Origin of the sequence: Pelagovum sp. HNIBRBA483 (assembly GCF_040931995.1) — a bacterium.
Taxonomy (GTDB): domain Bacteria; phylum Pseudomonadota; class Alphaproteobacteria; order Rhodobacterales; family Rhodobacteraceae; genus JAEPMR01.
The window spans coordinates 1,281,884-1,300,298 of record NZ_CP162412.1 but is presented as its reverse complement, the minus strand read 5'-3'; the positions used below and the strand labels follow the sequence as shown (position 1 = coordinate 1,300,298).

General features: G+C 60.0%; 19 protein-coding genes. 14 read left to right on the top strand and 5 right to left on the bottom strand.

What is annotated here, in order from left to right; all coding sequences use genetic code 11:
* Positions 1 to 10 precede the first annotated feature (10 nt).
* A complete protein-coding gene (locus AB1E42_RS06420; RefSeq protein WP_368346161.1) occupies positions 11 to 1,006 on the top strand; it encodes a hypothetical protein in 996 nt (331 codons plus the stop codon).
* On the opposite strand, the gene AB1E42_RS06415 is transcribed toward AB1E42_RS06420, so the two are convergent.
* Positions 1,007 to 1,240 carry a DUF2842 domain-containing protein gene (locus AB1E42_RS06415; RefSeq protein ID WP_368346160.1) on the bottom strand — a complete coding sequence of 78 codons (234 nt, stop codon included), beginning with the start codon at positions 1,238 to 1,240 and terminating at the stop codon, positions 1,007 to 1,009.
* Positions 1,240 to 2,532, bottom strand: a complete 1,293-nt coding sequence (locus AB1E42_RS06410; protein ID WP_368346159.1) for an adenylosuccinate synthase — start codon at positions 2,530 to 2,532, stop codon at positions 1,240 to 1,242. Before AB1E42_RS06410 ends, AB1E42_RS06415 begins: the two co-directional genes overlap by 1 nt.
* Positions 2,533 to 2,680: 148 nt before the next feature.
* On the opposite strand from AB1E42_RS06410, the gene secG reads away from it, so the two are divergent.
* The 13 genes from secG (at position 2,681) to AB1E42_RS06345 (ending at position 15,193) form a co-directional block, all read left to right on the top strand.
* Positions 2,681 to 3,052, top strand: a complete 372-nt coding sequence (secG, locus tag AB1E42_RS06405) for a preprotein translocase subunit SecG (protein WP_368346158.1) — start codon at positions 2,681 to 2,683, stop codon at positions 3,050 to 3,052.
* Positions 3,053 to 3,222: 170 nt separating this feature from the next.
* Entirely contained in the window at positions 3,223 to 4,866 is a 1,644-nt protein-coding gene (locus AB1E42_RS06400; RefSeq protein WP_368346157.1) for a CTP synthase, read from the top strand.
* 7 nt (positions 4,867 to 4,873) lie between these two features.
* The gene (locus AB1E42_RS06395) at positions 4,874 to 5,677 is read left to right on the top strand and encodes a 23S rRNA (adenine(2030)-N(6))-methyltransferase RlmJ (protein ID WP_368346156.1); all 804 of its coding nucleotides are present in this window, start codon (positions 4,874 to 4,876) and stop codon (positions 5,675 to 5,677) included.
* Positions 5,678 to 5,716: 39 nt separating this feature from the next.
* Positions 5,717 to 6,154: a TerB family tellurite resistance protein gene (locus AB1E42_RS06390; RefSeq protein WP_368346155.1), complete on the top strand. Its 438-nt coding sequence runs from the start codon at positions 5,717 to 5,719 to the stop codon at positions 6,152 to 6,154.
* Positions 6,151 to 6,912 carry a phosphate/phosphite/phosphonate ABC transporter substrate-binding protein gene (locus AB1E42_RS06385; RefSeq protein WP_368346154.1) on the top strand — a complete coding sequence of 254 codons (762 nt, stop codon included), beginning with the start codon at positions 6,151 to 6,153 and terminating at the stop codon, positions 6,910 to 6,912. The genes AB1E42_RS06390 and AB1E42_RS06385 overlap by 4 nt, the downstream gene beginning before the upstream one ends.
* A 113-nt stretch (positions 6,913 to 7,025) precedes the next feature.
* Positions 7,026 to 7,802 (top strand): ABC transporter ATP-binding protein, encoded by a 777-nt coding sequence (locus AB1E42_RS06380; protein ID WP_368346153.1) that lies wholly within the window; start codon positions 7,026 to 7,028, stop codon positions 7,800 to 7,802.
* A gap of 26 nt (positions 7,803 to 7,828) precedes the next feature.
* Positions 7,829 to 8,557, top strand: a complete 729-nt coding sequence (locus AB1E42_RS06375; RefSeq protein ID WP_368346152.1) for a transporter substrate-binding domain-containing protein — start codon at positions 7,829 to 7,831, stop codon at positions 8,555 to 8,557.
* A gap of 64 nt (positions 8,558 to 8,621) precedes the next feature.
* Complete coding sequence (locus tag AB1E42_RS06370; RefSeq protein WP_368346382.1) at positions 8,622 to 9,506, top strand: ABC transporter permease; 885 nt, start codon at positions 8,622 to 8,624, stop codon at positions 9,504 to 9,506.
* Complete coding sequence (locus AB1E42_RS06365) at positions 9,503 to 10,309, top strand: ABC transporter permease (protein ID WP_368346151.1); 807 nt, start codon at positions 9,503 to 9,505, stop codon at positions 10,307 to 10,309. Before AB1E42_RS06370 ends, AB1E42_RS06365 begins: the two co-directional genes overlap by 4 nt.
* A 148-nt stretch (positions 10,310 to 10,457) precedes the next feature.
* Positions 10,458 to 11,792 carry a glutamine synthetase family protein gene (locus tag AB1E42_RS06360; RefSeq protein ID WP_368346150.1) on the top strand — a complete coding sequence of 445 codons (1,335 nt, stop codon included), beginning with the start codon at positions 10,458 to 10,460 and terminating at the stop codon, positions 11,790 to 11,792.
* Between the two features lie 61 nt (positions 11,793 to 11,853).
* On the top strand, positions 11,854 to 12,537 hold the full coding sequence (locus AB1E42_RS06355; protein WP_368346149.1) for a type 1 glutamine amidotransferase: 684 nt from the start codon (positions 11,854 to 11,856) through the stop codon (positions 12,535 to 12,537).
* Positions 12,534 to 13,889, top strand: coding sequence for a glutamine synthetase family protein (locus AB1E42_RS06350; protein WP_368346148.1), 1,356 nt, complete (start codon positions 12,534 to 12,536; stop codon positions 13,887 to 13,889). The genes AB1E42_RS06355 and AB1E42_RS06350 overlap by 4 nt, the downstream gene beginning before the upstream one ends.
* Positions 13,886 to 15,193: an NAD(P)/FAD-dependent oxidoreductase gene (locus AB1E42_RS06345; RefSeq protein ID WP_368346147.1), complete on the top strand. Its 1,308-nt coding sequence runs from the start codon at positions 13,886 to 13,888 to the stop codon at positions 15,191 to 15,193. The genes AB1E42_RS06350 and AB1E42_RS06345 overlap by 4 nt, the downstream gene beginning before the upstream one ends.
* 27 nt (positions 15,194 to 15,220) lie before the next feature.
* Here the strand turns inward: AB1E42_RS06345 and phaR are convergent, their stop codons facing one another.
* From phaR to AB1E42_RS06330, 3 genes are all read right to left on the bottom strand, one after another.
* Complete coding sequence (gene phaR, locus AB1E42_RS06340; protein WP_368346146.1) at positions 15,221 to 15,769, bottom strand: polyhydroxyalkanoate synthesis repressor PhaR; 549 nt, start codon at positions 15,767 to 15,769, stop codon at positions 15,221 to 15,223.
* Between the two features lie 145 nt (positions 15,770 to 15,914).
* Positions 15,915 to 16,367, bottom strand: a complete 453-nt coding sequence (locus AB1E42_RS06335) for a Phasin (RefSeq protein ID WP_368346145.1) — start codon at positions 16,365 to 16,367, stop codon at positions 15,915 to 15,917.
* 154 nt (positions 16,368 to 16,521) lie between these two features.
* Positions 16,522 to 18,351 (bottom strand): PHA/PHB synthase family protein, encoded by a 1,830-nt coding sequence (locus AB1E42_RS06330; protein WP_368346144.1) that lies wholly within the window; start codon positions 18,349 to 18,351, stop codon positions 16,522 to 16,524.
* Positions 18,352 to 18,415: the final 64 nt, after the last annotated feature.

Below are 18,415 nucleotides of genomic sequence, written 5' to 3'. Positions count from 1 at the left end.
GGATTCCCCCATGGGGAGAAGCCCGCCCGCCACATTCAATCTCATGCTGATCGGCCAATCCGGCCGCCTGCAGTACGAGGCGCTTCTGCTCGTGGCCTCATTGCGCGCGAAAAGTCCGCAATTCGCCGGTCAGGTCTTTGTTTGCGAGCCACAACCGGGGCCACTCTGGCCCGATGATCCGCGCATGCATCCCCACATCCGCGCCGCGCTTGAGGAACTGGGCGCAACCATCCTGCCATTCGACTCCCAGAATTTCGGTGCCAGCTACCCGCACGGCAACAAAATCGAAGCCCTCGCCGCCCTGCCCGCAGGCGAGCCGTTTCTGTTTCTCGACAGCGACACCCTGATCACTGGCGAACTGAGCAGCATTCCCTTCGATTTTTCCCGCCCTTCGGCCTCCATGCGGCGCGAAGGCACATGGCCCGTCGAAGAGCTTTACTGGCCCGGCTATACCGCGATCTGGAAATCCCTCTACGACCGTTTCGGCCTCGATTTCGAAAGCTCTCTCGACCTTTCCCAGCCTGACGAATACTGGCAGCGCTACCTCTATTTTAACGCTGGCTGGTTCTTCGGCCCCGATCCGCAGGCCTTCGGGCAGCGGTTCACAGAATACGCCCTCTCAGTGCGCGATGACACGCCGCCCGAACTGGCGATCCAGCCGCTCGACCCGTGGCTCGATCAGGTCGTCCTGCCGCTCGTGATCCATAGCTTTGCCGGCGGCAGACCCGGGCCGGAGCTCGCGGGGCTCGACGGTGACATCACTTGCCATTGGCGGGTGCTGGCGCTGCTCTACGCGCGCGAAAGCGATCTTGTGATCGAAACATTGCACGACGTAACCGCCCCCAACCGCATCAAGAAACTGCTCAAGCAATATGAGCCATTCAAGCGGATGATCTATCAGGAACGCGGCTTGAAAGTCCGCGCATTGTTCGACCGCGACGCCCTGCCCCTCACCGAGAAGAAGATGCGCAACAAGATCAAGACAGCCGGTTTCTGGATGCGCTGATTAATCGTCGCCCTTGGGGGCTGCGTCAGGGTCGGCCTTGCCGACCCCACGAAAGATGAACTTGAACGGCAAGGCCCAGATCACGCCCAGCCCGACGTAAACACCCAGTTCAACCCAGATCGGCGGCCGACCAAGGATATTCATGACCGTCACCGCCGCCACGATATAGGCGGGCAACCCCAACAGGAGAATAACAAGCGACCAGCGCCGCCGGGCTTTGTAAGAAAGGCTCATCAGTCTGCAAACGGGTCCGTAACAAGGATGGTGTCTTCGCGCTCAGGCGAGGTTGAAAGTAGCGCGACAGGGCACCCGATCAACTCTTCTACGCGCTTAACGTACTTGATCGCATTCGGTGGCAGGTCAGCCCAGCTGCGCGCGCCTTCCGTTGATTCCGACCAACCGTCGATTTCCTCGTAGATCGGCGTGCAACGTGCCTGCGCGTCCGCCGCTGTCGGCAGATAGTCGAGCCGCGTGCCGTCCAAATCATAACCGACGCAAATCTTCAGCGTCTCGAATCCATCCAATACATCAAGCTTGGTCAGGCAGATGCCGTTGATCCCCGAAATCGCGCAGGTTTGCCGCACGAGGCAGGCATCAAACCACCCGCAACGGCGCTTGCGGCCGGTGGTGGTGCCAAATTCATGCCCCCGCTCACCCAAACGCTGCCCGTCATCGTCGTGCAACTCGGTCGGGAACGGCCCTTCACCCACGCGGGTGGTATACGCCTTCACGATGCCTAGCACGAAGTCGATCGATCCCGGACCGATACCAACGCCGGTCGCAGCCTGCCCCGCGATCACGTTCGATGAGGTCACAAACGGATATGTGCCAAAGTCGATGTCGAGGAGCGCGCCTTGCGCCCCTTCGAAAAGGATCCGCTTTCCGGCGCGGCGCATCTCATTCATCACCTTCCAAACAGGACCGGCGAATTTCAGGATCTTCGGCGCGATTTCCTTGAGCTGCGCAATCAGCGCATCACGGTCAATCGGTTCCAGCCCCAAGCCGTTGCGCAGCGCGTTGTGGTGGACCAAGGCACGGTCAACCCGCAGCTCCAGCGTCGCATCGTCAGCAAGGTCCGCGACACGGATCACACGGCGGCCGACCTTATCTTCGTAGCAGGGGCCGATTCCGCGCCCCGTCGTGCCGATCTTGGCGACCGCATTCTGGCTTTCCCGCGCGCGGTCCAGCTCCCCGTGGAACGGCAGGATCAGCGGCGTATTTTCCGCGATCATCAGCGTCTCCGGCGTGATCTCTACACCCTGCGCACGGATCGTCTCGATCTCTTTGAGCAAGTGCCACGGGTCCAGCACGACCCCGTTCCCGATGACGCTCAGCTTGCCGCCACGCACAACGCCGGAAGGCAGTGCATGCAGCTTGTAGACCTCACCATCGATGACCAGCGTGTGGCCTGCGTTGTGCCCGCCCTGAAAGCGCGCCACGACATCGGCACGCTCGCTGAGCCAGTCCACAATTTTTCCCTTGCCTTCGTCGCCCCATTGAGCGCCGACAACCACCACGTTTGCCATATTAGATCGGTCCTCTTGGCTAAAACCCGCGCCCGTATAGCGCTCATGTGCTGCGGGGAAAACAGGATTCTGCGCGTTCTTTGATTGGGGGGTTGCGGGCGTGGCCCACAACTTCTAGATACGCCCCGTCCAGCAGAGAGTTACCGCAATGGAAAACGTCGTTCTCGTCATCCACCTTATTCTGGCCCTCGCGCTCATCGGGATCGTGCTTTTGCAGCGTTCCGAAGGCGGCGGCCTCGGTATCGGCGGTGGCGGCGGTGGCGGCGGCGGGTTAGTCTCTGCGCGTGGCGCGGCAACTGCCTTGGGCCGGATGACCTGGATCTTGGCTGCTGCATTTATTTGCACATCCATCGCCCTAACAATCATCGCCGCAGAAAAATCGGCGGGTGCGTCCGTTGTTGATCGCCTTGGTGATGCGCCTGCGGTTGAGGCACCAGCCTCCAGCGCACCGGATCTTGGCACCGACCTTCTTCCGCCTTCCGCCGATGACGGCGCGCCACTGGTGCCAGCGGCCGAATAAACACTAGTTATTGGCGCTGTAGCGCCAAAATCAACATCATGTTGCGTTGTCGGTTGCGTGTGCGGGGCGAATCCGGCTATACTTAAATCCCGTGAACATGCGACCACGAGTCATGCACGCGGGGCCGCACATCCATTATTTTTGTTCGAGTAGACGGGGGACAGCGGCCCATGGCGCGGTATATTTTCATTACGGGTGGTGTGGTGTCATCGCTGGGCAAAGGCCTCGCTTCAGCAGCGCTCGGCTCGCTCTTGCAAGCGCGCGGTTTTTCCGTCCGCCTCCGCAAGCTCGACCCGTATCTCAACGTCGATCCTGGCACGATGTCGCCTTTCGAGCATGGCGAGGTGTTCGTCACCGATGACGGTGCAGAAACCGATCTCGACCTCGGCCATTACGAGCGCTTCACCGGCGTACCAGCACGCAAGACTGATTCCGTCTCCTCCGGCCGCATCTATTCCAACGTGCTCGAGCGCGAGCGCCGAGGTGACTATCTTGGCAAGACCATTCAGGTCGTTCCCCACGTCACCAACGAGATCAAGGATTTCATCCGCATCGGTGACGATGAAGTGGATTTCATGCTCTGCGAGATCGGCGGCACGGTCGGCGACATCGAAGGTCTGCCCTTCTTCGAAGCCATCCGCCAATTCGCGCATGAAAAACCGCGCGGCGAATGCATCTTCATGCACCTCACGCTGCTGCCCTACCTCGCGGCCAGCGGCGAGCTGAAAACCAAGCCGACCCAGCACTCGGTGAAAGAGCTGCAATCCATCGGCCTCGCGCCTGATGTGCTCGTCTGCCGTTCCGAGCAGCCGATCCCCGAAAAAGAGCGCGAGAAGATCGCCCTCTTCTGTAACGTCCGCAAAGAGGCCGTCGTCGCCGCCTATGATCTCAAATCGATCTACGAGGCACCGCTGGCCTACCATAACGAAGGGCTCGATCAGGCCGTGCTGGACGCCTTCGGCATCTCCCCCGCACCCAAGCCGAACCTCGAAAAATGGCTCGATGTGCAAGACCGCATCCACAACACCGACGGTGAGGTCAACATCGCCATCGTCGGCAAGTACATCCAGCTTGAAGACGCCTACAAGTCGATCAAAGAGGCGCTCACCCACGGCGGCATGGCGAACCGCGTGAAGGTCAACGTCAAGTGGGTCGATGCCGAAGTTTTTGATAGCGAAGACGCCGCCCCACATCTCGAAGGCTTCCACGCGATCCTCGTCCCCGGCGGCTTTGGCGAGCGCGGCACCGAGGGCAAGATCAAAGCGGCCGAATTCGCCCGCACCCGCAAGATCCCCTATCTCGGCATCTGCCTTGGCATGCAAATGGCCGTGATCGAAGCCGCCCGCAACGTGGCTGGCGTCGATAAAGCAGGCTCCGAAGAGTTCGACCACGAAGCTGGCAAAAAGCGCTTCGAGCCGGTCGTCTATCACCTCAAGGAATGGGTGCAGGGCAACCATAAGGTCGAGCGCAAGGCCGACGACGACAAAGGCGGCACCATGCGCCTCGGCGCTTACTCCGCCTCCCTCACCGAAGGGTCGAAAGTGGCCGAGGTTTACGGCAGCACCGCGATCGAGGAACGCCACCGCCACCGGTATGAGGTGGACACAAAATACCGCGAAAAGCTCGAAAAATGTGGCCTCCTCTTCTCTGGCATGTCCCCTGATGGCCGCTTACCCGAAATCGTCGAGTGGAAGGACCACCCGTGGTTCATCGGCGTCCAGTTCCACCCCGAACTGAAGTCGAAGCCGTTCGAGCCGCATCCCCTGTTCGCCGATTTCGTCCGCGCAGCGGTCGAAACCTCGCGCTTGGTCTGAGGCGGGCGTGCTTTCCTATCAGCACGCCTACCACGCCGGAAACCTCGCGGATGTGCACAAGCATGCCGCCCTTGCGTGGATGCTGGCGCGGCTGACGGTAAAGCCCAAGCCGCTGACCTATATCGAGACACACGCAGGCCGTGGCCTTTATGACCTCTCCGGCATGGAGGCCACGAAAACAGGCGAAGCCGCCGCCGGTATCGGTCGCAAGGGGCTGCTAGACAGCTTCGCCCCCGATCATCCCTACCCGCAAGTCGTTGCCAAAAATCAAGCGGCGCACGGGCCATCCACCTACCCCGGCTCGCCCCTCATCGCCGCCCACCTCCTGCGCCCCGAGGACACGCTGATCCTCTCCGAGCTGCACCCTACTGAGCATGCCGCCCTGACCGAAGCGCTGCGCAATTCCGGCAGCCATGTCACACGGCATATCCATGCCCGCGACGGCTTCCAGATCGCTCGCTCCGTCACTCCACCCGAACCACGGCGCGGGCTCCTGATGGTTGATCCCTCTTTTGAGGTCAAATCCGATTACGAAACCATCCCGAAGTTCTTCACCGATGTACACCGCCGCTGGAATGTCGGCATTCTGGTGCTCTGGTATCCACTGCTGGCCGATAACCGCCACCGCCCAATGCTTTCGCAGCTTAGCCGCAGCTTCCCCGATGGCATCCGCCACGAGGTGCGCTTTCCCCCCGCCCGCACCGGCCACGGCATGAACGGTTCGGGCCTCTTCATCGTCAACGCGCCTTACGGGTTACACGACTGCCTCTCCGCCCTCACACGTCTATTTGACGGCCTCTCCCCCGCCTGAGGTCTTTCTCCCGCCGCGCAAGCGGCCTATATCTTCGCTATGTTTGCAGATCTCCTCCGGCGCATGACCGCCCCCGCCCCCACACCGCTCTCCGATGGCGACGCCCGCCGCGCGCTTGGCGCACTTCTCGTCCGCATCGCCCGTTCTGACGGTGCTTATGACGCCGAAGAGATCGCGCGGATCGATAAGACACTGAGCGCCCGCTACTCCCTCTCGCCCTCCGAGACAGCCGCCCTCAGGGCCGATTGCGAGATCCTCGAATCGGAAGCCCCCGATACCGTCCGCTTCACCCGCGCGATCAAGGATGCCGTGCCCTACGAGGAGCGTGCCGCCGTTGTACAAGCATTATGGGAGATCGTGCTGGCCGATGGCGTGCGCGAGGCCGAAGAAAATGCGCTGATGCGCATGGTCGCCCCGATGCTCGGCCTCACCGATCAGGAAAGCCACCAGCTGCGCCGTGCGGTCGAACAAGGATGATCGCCGCCCTGCCGATGTATGCGCGGCCCGAAAACCGCGCCGCGCATGACGCACTCTGGGCCCTGATCCGCGACAACCTCCGCGCAGCAGGCCTTGCAGCGCCCGACAGCCTCGATCATCAGATCGGCCATATGGAGAGCTGGGCGCATCCCGATCTCGCCCTCGGCCAGATCTGCAACCTGCCCTACCGCGCCCGATTCCACGATCACGTTACCCTGATCGGCAACGCCGATTACGAGATCGAAGGCTGCGCGCCTGGCACCTACAACAGCGTCATCATTGCCCGCGCCGACGATCCGCGCGACACACCACAGGCTTTTTCGGGCGCCGCCTTCGCCTATAGCGAGCCGCTTTCCAATTCTGGTTACGGCGCAGCCTACCTCTGGGCGCAGGTACACGGCATTTCGCTCCACCCTACGCTCCACACCGGCTCCCACGCCGCCAGCATCGCAGCCGTCCGCAGCGGCAATGCCGATTTCTCGGCAATTGATGCCCATACTTGGTGGATCGAATGCACCCGCGACCCCGCCCTCACCTTGGCGCTGAAGGTGATCGATCGCACTGCCACAAGCCCCGGCATGGCCTTCATCACCCGCACAGGCGAAGATCCCGCTGCCTATTTCGCCGCCATATCCGCCGCGATCAGCGCCCTCCCCGAAAGCGCACGCACCACGCTGCGCCTGAGGGGAATCGTTCGCCTACCATCTGCGGCGTATGACATTCCCCTCCCGCCAGACCCAGCCAAACTTCCGGTTTGATCATCTCAACTGTGCATTTTGCACATTGGGACCATACGTCATGTCATAAAGCGCATTGCATTATTATCCATTTTGCGACCTACTCCGCCGAGGACATAACAACGGTTGCCCAAGTGACAGACACCATTCCGGTTATTGAAATTCGCGATCTCCACAAATCTTACGGCGCGCTGGAAGTGCTCAAAGGTGTGGATATCAAGGCAAATGCTGGCGATGTTGTCTCTCTCATCGGCTCCTCAGGCTCCGGCAAATCCACCCTCCTGCGCTGCGCGAACCTCTTGGAAGACAGCCAGCAGGGAGAGATTCTCTTCAGCGGCGAGCCTGTTCAATGGCGCGGCACGGGCATGTCCCGCCATCCCGCCAACCGCGCACAGCTGATCCGCATCCGCACAAACCTGTCGATGGTGTTCCAGCAGTTCAATCTCTGGGCGCATATGACGATCCTCCAAAACGTGATGGAAGCCCCCGTCACAGTGCTGAAGCGCGACAAGGAAGAAGTCGAAGCCGCCGCCCGCAAATATCTCGAAAAGGTCGGCATCGGCGACAAATGCGATGTCTACCCCGCCCAGCTCTCCGGCGGCCAACAACAGCGCGCCGCCATCGCCCGCGCATTGTGCATGGAGCCGAAGGCGCTTCTCTTTGACGAACCCACTTCCGCGCTCGACCCCGAGCTGGAACAGGAGGTCGTCCGCGTGATCAAGGATCTTGCCAGCGAGGGCCGGACCATGATCATCGTCACCCATGACATGCGCATGGCCGCTGATGTCAGCGATCATGTCGTGTTCTTGCACCAGGGCCGCATCGAAGAGGAAGGCGCTCCGCAGTCGCTCTTCGGCAGCCCCAAAACCGAACGGTTGAAACAGTTTCTTTCCGCTACAGTTTCAGCCTGATCAAAAACCAAACGGGAGACTACTCAATGAAGAAAATTCTGCTCACCAGTGCCGCATTCGCGGTTCTCGCAGGCGCCGCATTTGCGGATGGCCACGGCATGGTTGTCCGCATGGGCACCGAGGGCGCTTACCCTCCGTATAACTACCTCGACGACAACGGCGAAGTCGCCGGTTTCGAGCGTGATCTGGGCGACGAGCTTTGCGCACGCGCCGAGCTGACCTGTGAATGGGTCACCAACGATTGGGACTCCATCATCCCGAACCTCGTGTCCGGTAACTACGACACGATCATCGCCGGCATGTCCATCACCGCCGAGCGTGACGAGGTGATCGACTTCACCCAGAACTACACCCAGCCTGACCCTTCCGCCTATCTGGCAATGGACGGCATGGATGTTGATCTGATGGGCGGCGTGATCGCAGCACAGGCCAACACCATTCAGGCGGCCTTCATCGCTGACAGCGGTGCAACCCTGCTGGAGTTCGCAACTCCGGAAGAAACCATCGCAGCCGTCCGCAACGGCGAAGCCGATGCCGTTCTCGCTGACCGCGCCTACCTTCAGCCGATTGCTGATTCCGACGCGGAGCTGGCCCTCATCGGCCAGAACGTGATGATCGGTGGCGGCGTTGGCATGGGCCTGCGCGAAAGCGACACCGAACTGAAAGAAAAGTTCGACGCCGCGATCCAGTCGATGAAGGACGATGGCTCGCTCAACGCACTCATCGCACAGTGGGAAATTGGCGAACCGTTCTAAGTTTCGCTCTCTCTCTTTGGGCTGGCGTTCGCGCGCCAGCCCGCACTAGCCCACGGGTGCTCCGATTTTTAGTTTCTGCACAGACCCCTCGACCCTCGAGTCCGCGCAATGGCTGGCCTGCTACCTGACCACAGGCAAGCATATGGGCCTCTATTGGTCTGTGCTGACGGTCCTCGCCCTGCTCGCGATCACCGCGCCTGCTGCGATCCTTTTCGGGTTTGGTGGCGCCACCGCCGCGCGGTCACGCTTCGCGCCGCTGCGCTGGGTCGGCAAAGGCTATATCTCGATCGTGCGTGGCGTGCCAGATATTGCGTTTTTCTTGTTTTTTGTCATCGCGCTCGACCAACTCTTCGAGTGGGCGCGCCACTCCGTTCTCTGCCCCGACTGGGACCAACCGATCCGTCAGGGCAATGATTTCGTCGTTTGTGCTGCGGCCAAACTACCGCTCTCCAGTTCACCTCAATGGGTGCACGAAACCTATGGCTTCTTCCTCGCCATCCTAACCTTCGCGCTGGTGTTTGGTGCGTTCACGGCCAACGTCCTCTTTGGCGCGATGCGCGCCGTTCCCCGCGCCCAGATCGAAACCGCCGAAGCCTATGGCATGTCAGAGCGCCAAGCCTTCTGGCGTATCATGGTGCCGCAAATGTGGGTCTTCGCCCTCCCCGGCCTGTCGAACCTCTGGATGGTGCTGATCAAGGCCACGCCGCTGCTGTTCCTCTTGGGCGTCGAGGATATCGTCTATTGGGCGCGTGAGCTTGGGGGCACCAAGACCCCGCAATTCACCGATTACCCTCATGGGGACTGGCGGATGTGGTATTTCTTCGCCCTGCTCGTCTTTTATCTCCTCTTCACCAAATTCTCCGAGGTCGTACTCGACCGCGTGATGAAGAGCCTCACCAAAGGTCAGGCCACCACCGGCGGCGAAGCCCAGCGAAAGGCCCCCGCATGAGCTGTTGGGAAACCATCGCGGATTACGCCCTGCGCAGCCAAGGCATTGGCGAGCGACTCCTGCCGCGCTCCGATTTCACGCTGTGCCAGCAGTTCACCCTGATCGGCTCCGGCATGATCTGGAACATCTATTTCGGCGTTGTCGCCTTGTTTGGCGGTTTCTTCCTCGCAACACTGGTTGCCCTCGGCAAAGCCGCCCGCAGCCCATGGCTGCGCAAACCTTCGGAATGGTTCATCTTCATTTTCCGTGGCTCACCGCTGTTTATCCAGTTCTTCTTCGCCTATTTCCTGTTCCTGTCGCTCAAAGGGGCGCTGCCGATCTTCGCCCCCTTCACAGCCGCTTGGCTCGGCGCTCTGGTGGTGCTGTTCCTCAATACCGCCGCCTATTCCGGCGAAATCTTCTACGGCGCCCTGCAATCAATTCCCAAAGGCGATGTCGAAGCCGCTGATGCCTACGGCATTTCCGGCGTGAGCCGCTTCCGCCGGATCGTCTGGCCCACCATGCTGCGCCTTGCTTGGCCCGCCTACACGAACGAAGCGATCTTCCTCTTCCATGCGACAACGCTGGTGTTCTTCTCCGGTTTTCCCGCCAGCCGCCAAATGGGCGACGCGCTCTATTACGCCAGCTACTTCGCGGACAAAACCTTCAACCCCTTCATCCCATACCCGATCCTTGCGGGCTATTTCATCCTGCTGACGCTTGTTGTGATCGGCCTCTTCGGGGCAATCAACAAGCGCCTCAACCGTCACTTGCCGCAAGAGCAGCGCCGCAAAATTCGCTTGCGTCCGAACCTGATCCGGTAGTATCAATTTTTTGATCAAATTATTTTGGTAGTGCATTTTCCCCGCAATTCAAAGCGGAATGGCGAGAATCGCTTCAGCCAATAATATGATCAAAAATAAGGCAACACGCGGGATACCCGCATGATTGCCCCACACGACAGGTGAGAAAATGAACAGCTGGCTCGATGAGCACCCCGAAATCAAAAACGTCCGTTGCGGCGTGGCCGATCTTAATGGTCAGGCACGCGGCAAACGTCTGCCTGCCTCGGCGGCCCGCAAGCTAGGCAGCGAAGGGACACGCCTGCCAATCTCGCTTCTGAGCCTCGATATCTGGGGCGAGGACATCGAAAACAGCCCGCTGGTTTTCGAAAGCGGCGATCCGGATGGCATTCTCAAGCCCACCGAGCGCGGCTATGTGCCGATGCCGTGGCTTTCGGTGCCGTCTGCGCTGATGCCACAATGGATGTTCAACGAAGACGGCACCCCCTACGCAGGCGACCCCCGCCACGCTTTGGCCAACGTCGTCGCGATGTTCAAAAAGCACGGCCTCACACCCGTTGTCGCCACCGAGATGGAGTTCTACCTGATCGACGACAGCGGCAAGGAAATCCAGCAGCCCAAAAGCCCCCGCTCGGGCAAGCGCCGCCCCGGCGCGGAGATCCTGTCGCTCCGCGCATTGGATGCGTTCGATCTGTTCTTCAACGAACTTTACGATGCCTGCGAAGCGATGGATATTCCCGCCGACGCCGCCATTTCCGAGGCAGGCCTCGGCCAGTTCGAGATCAACCTCAACCATGTCGATGACGCGCTGAAAGCAGCGGATGATGCATGGCTGTTCAAGATGCTGGTCCGTGGCCTCGCCCGCAAATACGGCATGGCCGCCAGTTTTATGGCAAAGCCCTATTCGGATTACGCAGGCAACGGTATGCACACGCATTTCTCGTTGCTTGATGAGCACGGCAACAACGCCTTCGCCAACGGCACATTCGAAGGCAGCCCGCTCCTTGCCAATGCAATTGCCGGATGTCTCAACGGCATTCAGGAACTGGCCCTGATCTTCGCCCCGCATGGCAACAGCTATGACCGTCTCGTGCCCGACAGCCACGCGCCCACCGGCGTCTGCTGGGGCTATGAGAACCGCACCGCTTCCGTCCGTGTTCCCGGTGGGTCACTCGCCGCGCGCCGGATCGAACATCGCGTCGCGGGCGGCGACGTAAACCCCTATCTGTTTATCGCCGCAACGCTCGGTTCTGCCCTCATCGGCATCGAAGACGCCCTGACGCCCCCCGCCCCGATCAAAGGCAATGCCTACGCCCAAGACATGCCGCAGATCCCCGCAACATGGAAAGAGGCCATCGACACGTTTGAGAAAAGCCCCTTCGCCGCGCGCATCTTCTCCAAGCAGCTCATCGAAAACTTCGTCCTGACCAAACGGCAGGAAGCCCATTATTTCGAAGAACTGAGCGACGAAGAGCGTATCGAGCTGTATCTCGATACCGTCTGACCGCTTGCAGCGCGTCCAGCGGCGCACTACCTTGCGACCTAACAAAACCATACGGTGACTTATGAAAATCGGTATCCTGCAAACAGGACACACTCCGGAGGCGATGCTTCCGGACCATCACGATTACGGGCAACTCTTCATCGATCTTCTCGGAACCGAACCGTTCACCTTCCAGATATGGAGCATCGTCGACGGTGACTTCCCTAATGGTCCGCAGGACGCAGACGGCTGGCTGATCACCGGCTCCCGCCACGGTGCCTACGATGATCTGCCGTTCATTCCCCCGCTCGAAGAGCTGATCCGCGCCATCTATGCGGCCGACAGGCCGCTGGTCGGCATCTGCTTCGGGCATCAGATTATTGCCCAGGCACTCGGCGGCCATGTCGAGAAGTTTTCAGGCGGCTGGAATGTCGGCGCCAAGTCTTATGACTGGCAAGGCAAAACCGTAACGCTGAACGCTTGGCATCAGGATCAGGTCACGCGCCTCCCCGCCGATGCCGAGGTCGTGGCCGCAAATGATAATTGCGCCTATGCCGTCCTCCGCTACGGCAACCGCGCCTTTACCGTGCAGGCGCATCCGGAGTTCCAAGCCTCCTTCGTCGAAGGGCTCGCCCGCACCCGTGGTCCTGGCGTGGTGCCTGACGCGCTCCTCGCAGAGGCCATCGCGGGGCTACAGACGCCAACCGATAACGCCCATCTCGCAACGCAAATCAGACATTTTTTCACAGAAAGAGAGCTCTTATGAGCAACTGGATCGACCAAATCCCCGCCGCCGCCCGGACCTATCTGGAAAGCCACCGGCTCGACGAGGTCGAATGTGTCATTGCCGATCTTCCCGGCATTGCCCGTGGTAAAGCCGTGCCCGCCACCAAATGGGAGCGTCAGGGCCATTTTCACCTGCCCAATTCCATCTTTTTCCAAACGATCACCGGCGATTGGGGCGAAGCCGCAGGCGACGAAGGATTTGTCGAGCCTGACATGGTGCTGCGCCCCGATCTCACCACCACCACCGCCGCCCCTTGGGCGCATGATGGCACCCTTCAGGTGATCCACGACGCCTTCGACCAAAAAGGCCGCCCCGTCCCCTTTGCCCCGCGCAACGTGCTCAAGCGGGTGGTCGAGTTGTTCGAGAAAGAAGGCATGAAGCCGGTCGTCGCGCCGGAGATGGAGTTCTACCTCGTCGCCCGCAACACCGATCCCGCCAAGGCCATCGAGCCGATGATGGGCCGCACCGGCCGCCCCGCCGCCGCGCGTCAGGCCTATTCGATGACCGCCGTAGATGAATACGGCCCCGTGATCGACGACATCTACGAATTTGCCGAGGTTCAGGGCTTCGAGATCGACGGTATCACCCAAGAAGGCGGCGCTGGCCAGCTAGAGATCAATCTCCGCCACGGCGATCCCGTCAAACTGGCCGACGAGGTGTTCTACTTCAAACGCCTGATCCGTGAAGCCGCGCTAAAGCACAATTGCTTTGCCACCTTCATGGCCAAACCCATCGAAGGGGAGCCGGGCAGCGCCATGCACATCCACCACTCCGTGCTGGATGACAAAGGCCGCAACATCTTCACAGGCCCGCAAGGCGGCGAGACGGACGCCTTCTTCCACTTCATCGGCGGCTTGCAGGAATATATGCCCTCGGTGATCGCGATGATCGCGCCTTATGTGAACAGCTTCCGCCGCTATGTGCGCAACCACGCCGCCCCGATCAACCTCGAATGGGGCCGCGATAACCGTACCACCGGCATCCGCATCCCGATCTCCCCGCCCGAGGCCCGCCGCATCGAAAACCGGCTCGCTGGCATGGATTGCAACCCCTACCTCGCCATCGCGGCATCACTGGCATGCGGCTATCTCGGCATGAAAAACGAGATCTGGCCCGACAAACGCTTCCGTGGCGATGCCTATGAGGCCGAGGATGAAATCCCCCAAGGCCTCTATTCCGCGCTTGATCTCTTTGATGCCGCCACCGAATTGCACGAGGTTCTCGGGTCGGAATTTGCCCGCGTCTATTCGATCGTGAAGCGCACCGAATATGACGAATTTCTGCAAGTCATCAGCCCGTGGGAGCGGGAGCACCTCCTGCTGAACGTGTGATCGACCTTCTCCGCGCCAACGACCCCGCCACTGGCTTCCCGCCCAGCTGGTATGCCGACACCTGCGCCCTGCCCGCCCCGCGCCAGCCGCTGGATGGCGACCGTCAGGTGGATGTGGCGATCATTGGCGCGGGCTTCACTGGCCTCAACGCCGCGCGTACCTTGGCTGAGGCGGGCCTGACCCCGCTCGTAATCGACGCCCGCCAAGCCGGATGGGGCGCCTCGGGTCGCAATGGCGGGCAGGTATGCTCAGGCTATAATAAGTCCCAACGCTGGCTCGAACAGCGGCTCGGAGCAGATACCGCCCGCGGGTTGTGGGATCTCTGCGAAGCAGGCAAATCCCGCCTCCGCTCACAGGTTGCAGCCCTCGCGCCGGACGCAAACTATAAGTCCGGCATCGCCCACGGCAGCCTGACCGCCCGCGATTTCGAGGACGAAAAGCGCGACGCAGACCACCTCGCCACCGCCTATGGCTACACCGATATGGAGGTGCTGGAGGTTGCCGATTTCCAGTCCGTCCTGCGCTCCCCACTCTACTACGGCGGCACCATCGACCACGGCGCGGGCCACATTCACCCGCTCCGCCTTGTGCTGGCACTCGCGCAAGAGGCAGAGGCCGCAGGCGCAACCATCGTTGAGAATACCGAAGTCACCGCGATTGAAACTGGACCGCATGCTCGGCTAACCACCCCCACCGGCACCGTCACCGCCAAGCATGTGATCATCGCGGGCAACGGCTACCTCCGGCGGCTATCGTGGCGTTACGCGGCGCGGGTGATGCCGGTCAACAGCTTCATCGGCGCCACCGCCCCCTTGGGCAACCGCACAGGCGATGTGCTAGGTGCGGACATCGCCAGCGCGGATTCCAGCCATGTGGTGAATTACCTCCGCCTCAGCGAAGATGGCCGCCTCCTCTTCGGCGGCCGCGCCAATTTCTCGCACCGCTTCCCCAATGACATCGGCGGCAAACTCCACGCCCGCATTGCCGAGATGTTCCCGCAAATAGCGGATGTGCCGCTCGACTACACATGGGGCGGCACGCTTGGCGTCACCATGACTCGTCTGCCGTGGATCAGCCGCCTCGCGCCACAGGTCTACATCGCCGGAGGCTATTCCGGCCACGGCGTCGCGCTCTCGGGGATGGCCGGTCATGCTATGGCACAGGCAATCCTCGGCCAGAGCGCCAATTTCGATCTCTTCGCTAAAATCCCGTCTGGAACCCTACCGCTCGGCCCCTATGCACAAGGGCCGATGCTCTCGCTCGCTATGGCATGGTACGCAATGCGCGACAGGCTGGGCGTATAACTGCACCAGCCCCAGCGCTTTGCCGCCCTACTTGCCCAGCTTCGACAGTTTGGACTGCAATTCCGCGAGCTGCTGCTTAATCTCGTCGAGGTCATCCTCGCCCTCGGACGGCTTCGCCGGAGCCGGACCTGTTGTGCCAAGCATCCCGCCCGTCAGCGCGTTGAAAAACGCCTGTTGTTGCTGCTGCATGGCCTCGAAGCCTGGGATCGAATTGATGCCACCCGCTTTGCCCATGTTCTCCATGATCTGCTCCTGCCCCTGCCGCATCAGCTCGAAGCTCGCCGCCAGCACCTGTGGAACGACAGAATTCGCCTGCGTGGTGTAGCTGCGCACCAGATCGGTCAGCACATTTACAGGCAGCACGCTCTCGCCGCTGCTCTCATGTTCCGCAATGATTTGCAGCAGGTATTGCCGCGTCAGGTCATCGCCCGATTTGAGATCGACAATCTGCACCTCGCGCCCGTCGCGAATGAAGGCGGCAATATCGTCGAGGGTCACATAATCGCTTGTCTCTGTGTTGTAGAGACGGCGGCTTGCATAACGCTTGATCAGAAGCGGCTTGGCAGTATCAGTCACGGTTTTCCTCCCACGCATTGCGGCGTTGCAGAAAGCCTACGCCGCTCCTGCGAAAAAGAAAAGAGCGGGTTGCATCAGCAACCCGCTCATCAGTTCGCAGCCGGTTCAAGGGAGGGAGGAGAAAACCAGCTGGAATTTCTACTGCTTACTTTGCAGAAGCAGTGGCCTTCTTCGCCGCAGAGGTCATTTCCTCAGTGGCTTTCTTGGCTGCTGCCGACATCTCGTCCGACATGGTCTTTCCAGCGTTCATCATCAGCTCGAGCGTCTCGGTCTGAACTTTCTTGGCAATCTCTGCGTAAGCAGCCATGTGCTCAGCAGCGGATTCGGCCGTTGCAGAAGCGAAGTCGGTCATCGACTTGGCGTAGTCAGCAGGCTCTGCTTTGGCTTTGGTGATGGAGGACATCTTGTTCAGCGTGTCCTGCATCCACTTGGCCGAAAGCTCGGTGGATTTCTGCGCCGCGTCAAACTGAACAGCGGACATTTTCTCAGCCAGCGTGCTCTGCGACTTGTAAACGTCCTGCATAATCTTGGTGTCGACGGGGAATGCGCCCATCATGTCTTTCAGCATTGCGCTGTAGTCTTGAGTCTTCGTAGCCATCTGTCTGTCCTTTCGGATCTGGGTGCGGCGGGAGGAGAACCGCACCGATCAATTTCGATAGGACAAATATGCGCGCTGCAGTGCAGCATTTCAAGAGTTTTTTCTGCACTGCAGCAAAAAAGTTTTCGCAATCGCAGAAAATTAGCGATTACAGCTACTTACCTGCCCCATCGCGTGCATCTGGCTGCCCAATGACATAGGTTCCCGGCGCATCACACAGCGCGGGATAGGCATCTGTACCCGGTTCGCGGGCAGGAATCTTCTTGCCAGACTGCTTCGAAAGCCATGCCTCCCAGCGCGGCCACCAAGAGCCGTCGTTTTTCTCAGCGCTCTCGCGCCAGTCGCCATATGTCAGACCCAGTTCAGGATTGGTGTAATGGCCGTATTTGTTCTTGCTGGGCGGATTGATGATTCCCGCGATATGCCCGCTTTCCGACAGAACGAAGGTTTTGTCCTTCGATCCCATCTGCTGCACACCTTGATAGCTGGCGTGCCACTGGGCGATATGGTCCGTCTCGCAGGCAATGGCAAAGACCGGCAAGCTGACATCCTTCAGCCGCAAGGTCTCACCACAAACCGAGATGCCGCCATCGGCAAAGCGGTTCTTCTGGCACAGGTCGCGCAGGTATTGCACCGCCATCTTCGCCGGCAGGTTGGTACCATCTCCGTTCCAATACAGCAGATCAAACGCAGGCGGCGTCTGCCCCATCATGTAACTGCGGATCGCGGGCTTGTAGATCAGGTCGTTAGACCGCAGGAAGGAGAACGTCCGCGCCATGTAGAACTTGTCCAGATAGCCCGTTTTCAGCGCCTCTTCCTCGATTCCATCAACGAAATCATCCTGCAAAAAGGCCACGAACTCCCCCTGATCGGCGAAATCCGTCATCGTGGTAAACAGGGTGGCTGACTTGACGCTATTGTCCTTGCGCTTCTTCATCAGCGCCAGCGTCAGCGAAAGTGTCGTCCCCGCGATGCAATAGCCCACCGCATTGATCTTTTTGACGCCGCAAATCTGCTTTACCACGTCAATCGCTTCCAGATAGCCCTCCTCGATATAGGTATCGAGCGCCACATCCGCGTAGGTTTCATCGGGGTTGACCCAACTCACCACGAACAGCGTATAGCCTTGATCGACAACCCATTTCACAAGGCTGTTCTCGGGTTTTAAATCCATGATGTAAAATTTATTGATCCACGGCGGGAAGATCAGCAGCGGCGTCTCATGCACCTGATCGGTCGTCGGGCTGTACTGGATCAACTCAAACAACCGATTGCGAAACACGACCTTGCCCTTGGTGGTACCGATGTTCTCTCCCACCTGAAAGGCATCCTTGTCCGCCAAGGTGACGACCAAATCGCCGTCATTGGCCTCAAGATCACGCACGAGGTTTTCCAGCCCGTCTACAAGGCTCTGCCCTTCCGTCTCCACGGCCCGCTGAAGGGCTTCTGGATTGGTCCCGAGAAAGTTCGTCGGGCTCATCAGATCAACGATCTGGCGGCTGAAATATTCCAGCCGCTTCTTTTCTTTCTCGTCCAGCCCTTCAATATCGGCCACGGCTGTATCAACGGCCTCGGCATTCAGCATGTATTGCTGCTTGAGAAAGTGGAAATAGGGATGCGTGTCCCACATCGGGTCCGAAAACCTGCGGTCTTTTGATTTCGCAGGCGGCGCGACCTCTTCACCCATGCCCGCTTGCAACATGTTTTGCTGCGCTTCCATGTAATGCTGCAGCGTCTTGCCCCAATAGCCGATCTGATGCTCAAAAATCTTCGTCGGGTTGTGCATCATCTCCGCCATGTAGGCCGTGGCGGCCTTCATATACAGCTCCTGCCCCGGACCTTGCAGCGCGCTTGGCACCTCGCGCTTATGCCCCATGACTTTGACAAGCCGCTGCGTCAGCTCTTCGAGCTTCTCCAGATTTGCCTCCAATTGACCGAGGCTATTCTGCGACGCATCGTCATTTTCGAATTCTTTAGTTGTCATATGGACCACCGGCGCCTATTTTGCAGTTGCAGCATTAACCGCATTCACCCCATCGGGTCAATGC

Excerpts from the sequence above, each read along its gene's own strand:
- AB1E42_RS06420 (WP_368346161.1), top strand. The coding sequence starts at position 11 with ATGGGGAGAAGCCCGCCCGCCACATTCAATCTCATGCTGATCGGCCAA.
- AB1E42_RS06415 (WP_368346160.1), bottom strand. The coding sequence starts at position 1,240 with ATGAGCCTTTCTTACAAAGCCCGGCGGCGCTGGTCGCTTGTTATTCTC.
- AB1E42_RS06410 (WP_368346159.1), bottom strand. The coding sequence starts at position 2,532 with ATGGCAAACGTGGTGGTTGTCGGCGCTCAATGGGGCGACGAAGGCAAG.
- secG (WP_368346158.1), top strand. The coding sequence starts at position 2,681 with ATGGAAAACGTCGTTCTCGTCATCCACCTTATTCTGGCCCTCGCGCTC.
- AB1E42_RS06400 (WP_368346157.1), top strand. The coding sequence starts at position 3,223 with ATGGCGCGGTATATTTTCATTACGGGTGGTGTGGTGTCATCGCTGGGC.
- AB1E42_RS06390 (WP_368346155.1), top strand. The coding sequence starts at position 5,717 with ATGTTTGCAGATCTCCTCCGGCGCATGACCGCCCCCGCCCCCACACCG.
- AB1E42_RS06385 (WP_368346154.1), top strand. The coding sequence starts at position 6,151 with ATGATCGCCGCCCTGCCGATGTATGCGCGGCCCGAAAACCGCGCCGCG.
- AB1E42_RS06375 (WP_368346152.1), top strand. The coding sequence starts at position 7,829 with ATGAAGAAAATTCTGCTCACCAGTGCCGCATTCGCGGTTCTCGCAGGC.
- AB1E42_RS06365 (WP_368346151.1), top strand. The coding sequence starts at position 9,503 with ATGAGCTGTTGGGAAACCATCGCGGATTACGCCCTGCGCAGCCAAGGC.
- AB1E42_RS06360 (WP_368346150.1), top strand. The coding sequence starts at position 10,458 with ATGAACAGCTGGCTCGATGAGCACCCCGAAATCAAAAACGTCCGTTGC.
- AB1E42_RS06355 (WP_368346149.1), top strand. The coding sequence starts at position 11,854 with ATGAAAATCGGTATCCTGCAAACAGGACACACTCCGGAGGCGATGCTT.
- AB1E42_RS06350 (WP_368346148.1), top strand. The coding sequence starts at position 12,534 with ATGAGCAACTGGATCGACCAAATCCCCGCCGCCGCCCGGACCTATCTG.
- AB1E42_RS06335 (WP_368346145.1), bottom strand. The coding sequence starts at position 16,367 with ATGGCTACGAAGACTCAAGACTACAGCGCAATGCTGAAAGACATGATG.
- AB1E42_RS06330 (WP_368346144.1), bottom strand. The coding sequence starts at position 18,351 with ATGACAACTAAAGAATTCGAAAATGACGATGCGTCGCAGAATAGCCTC.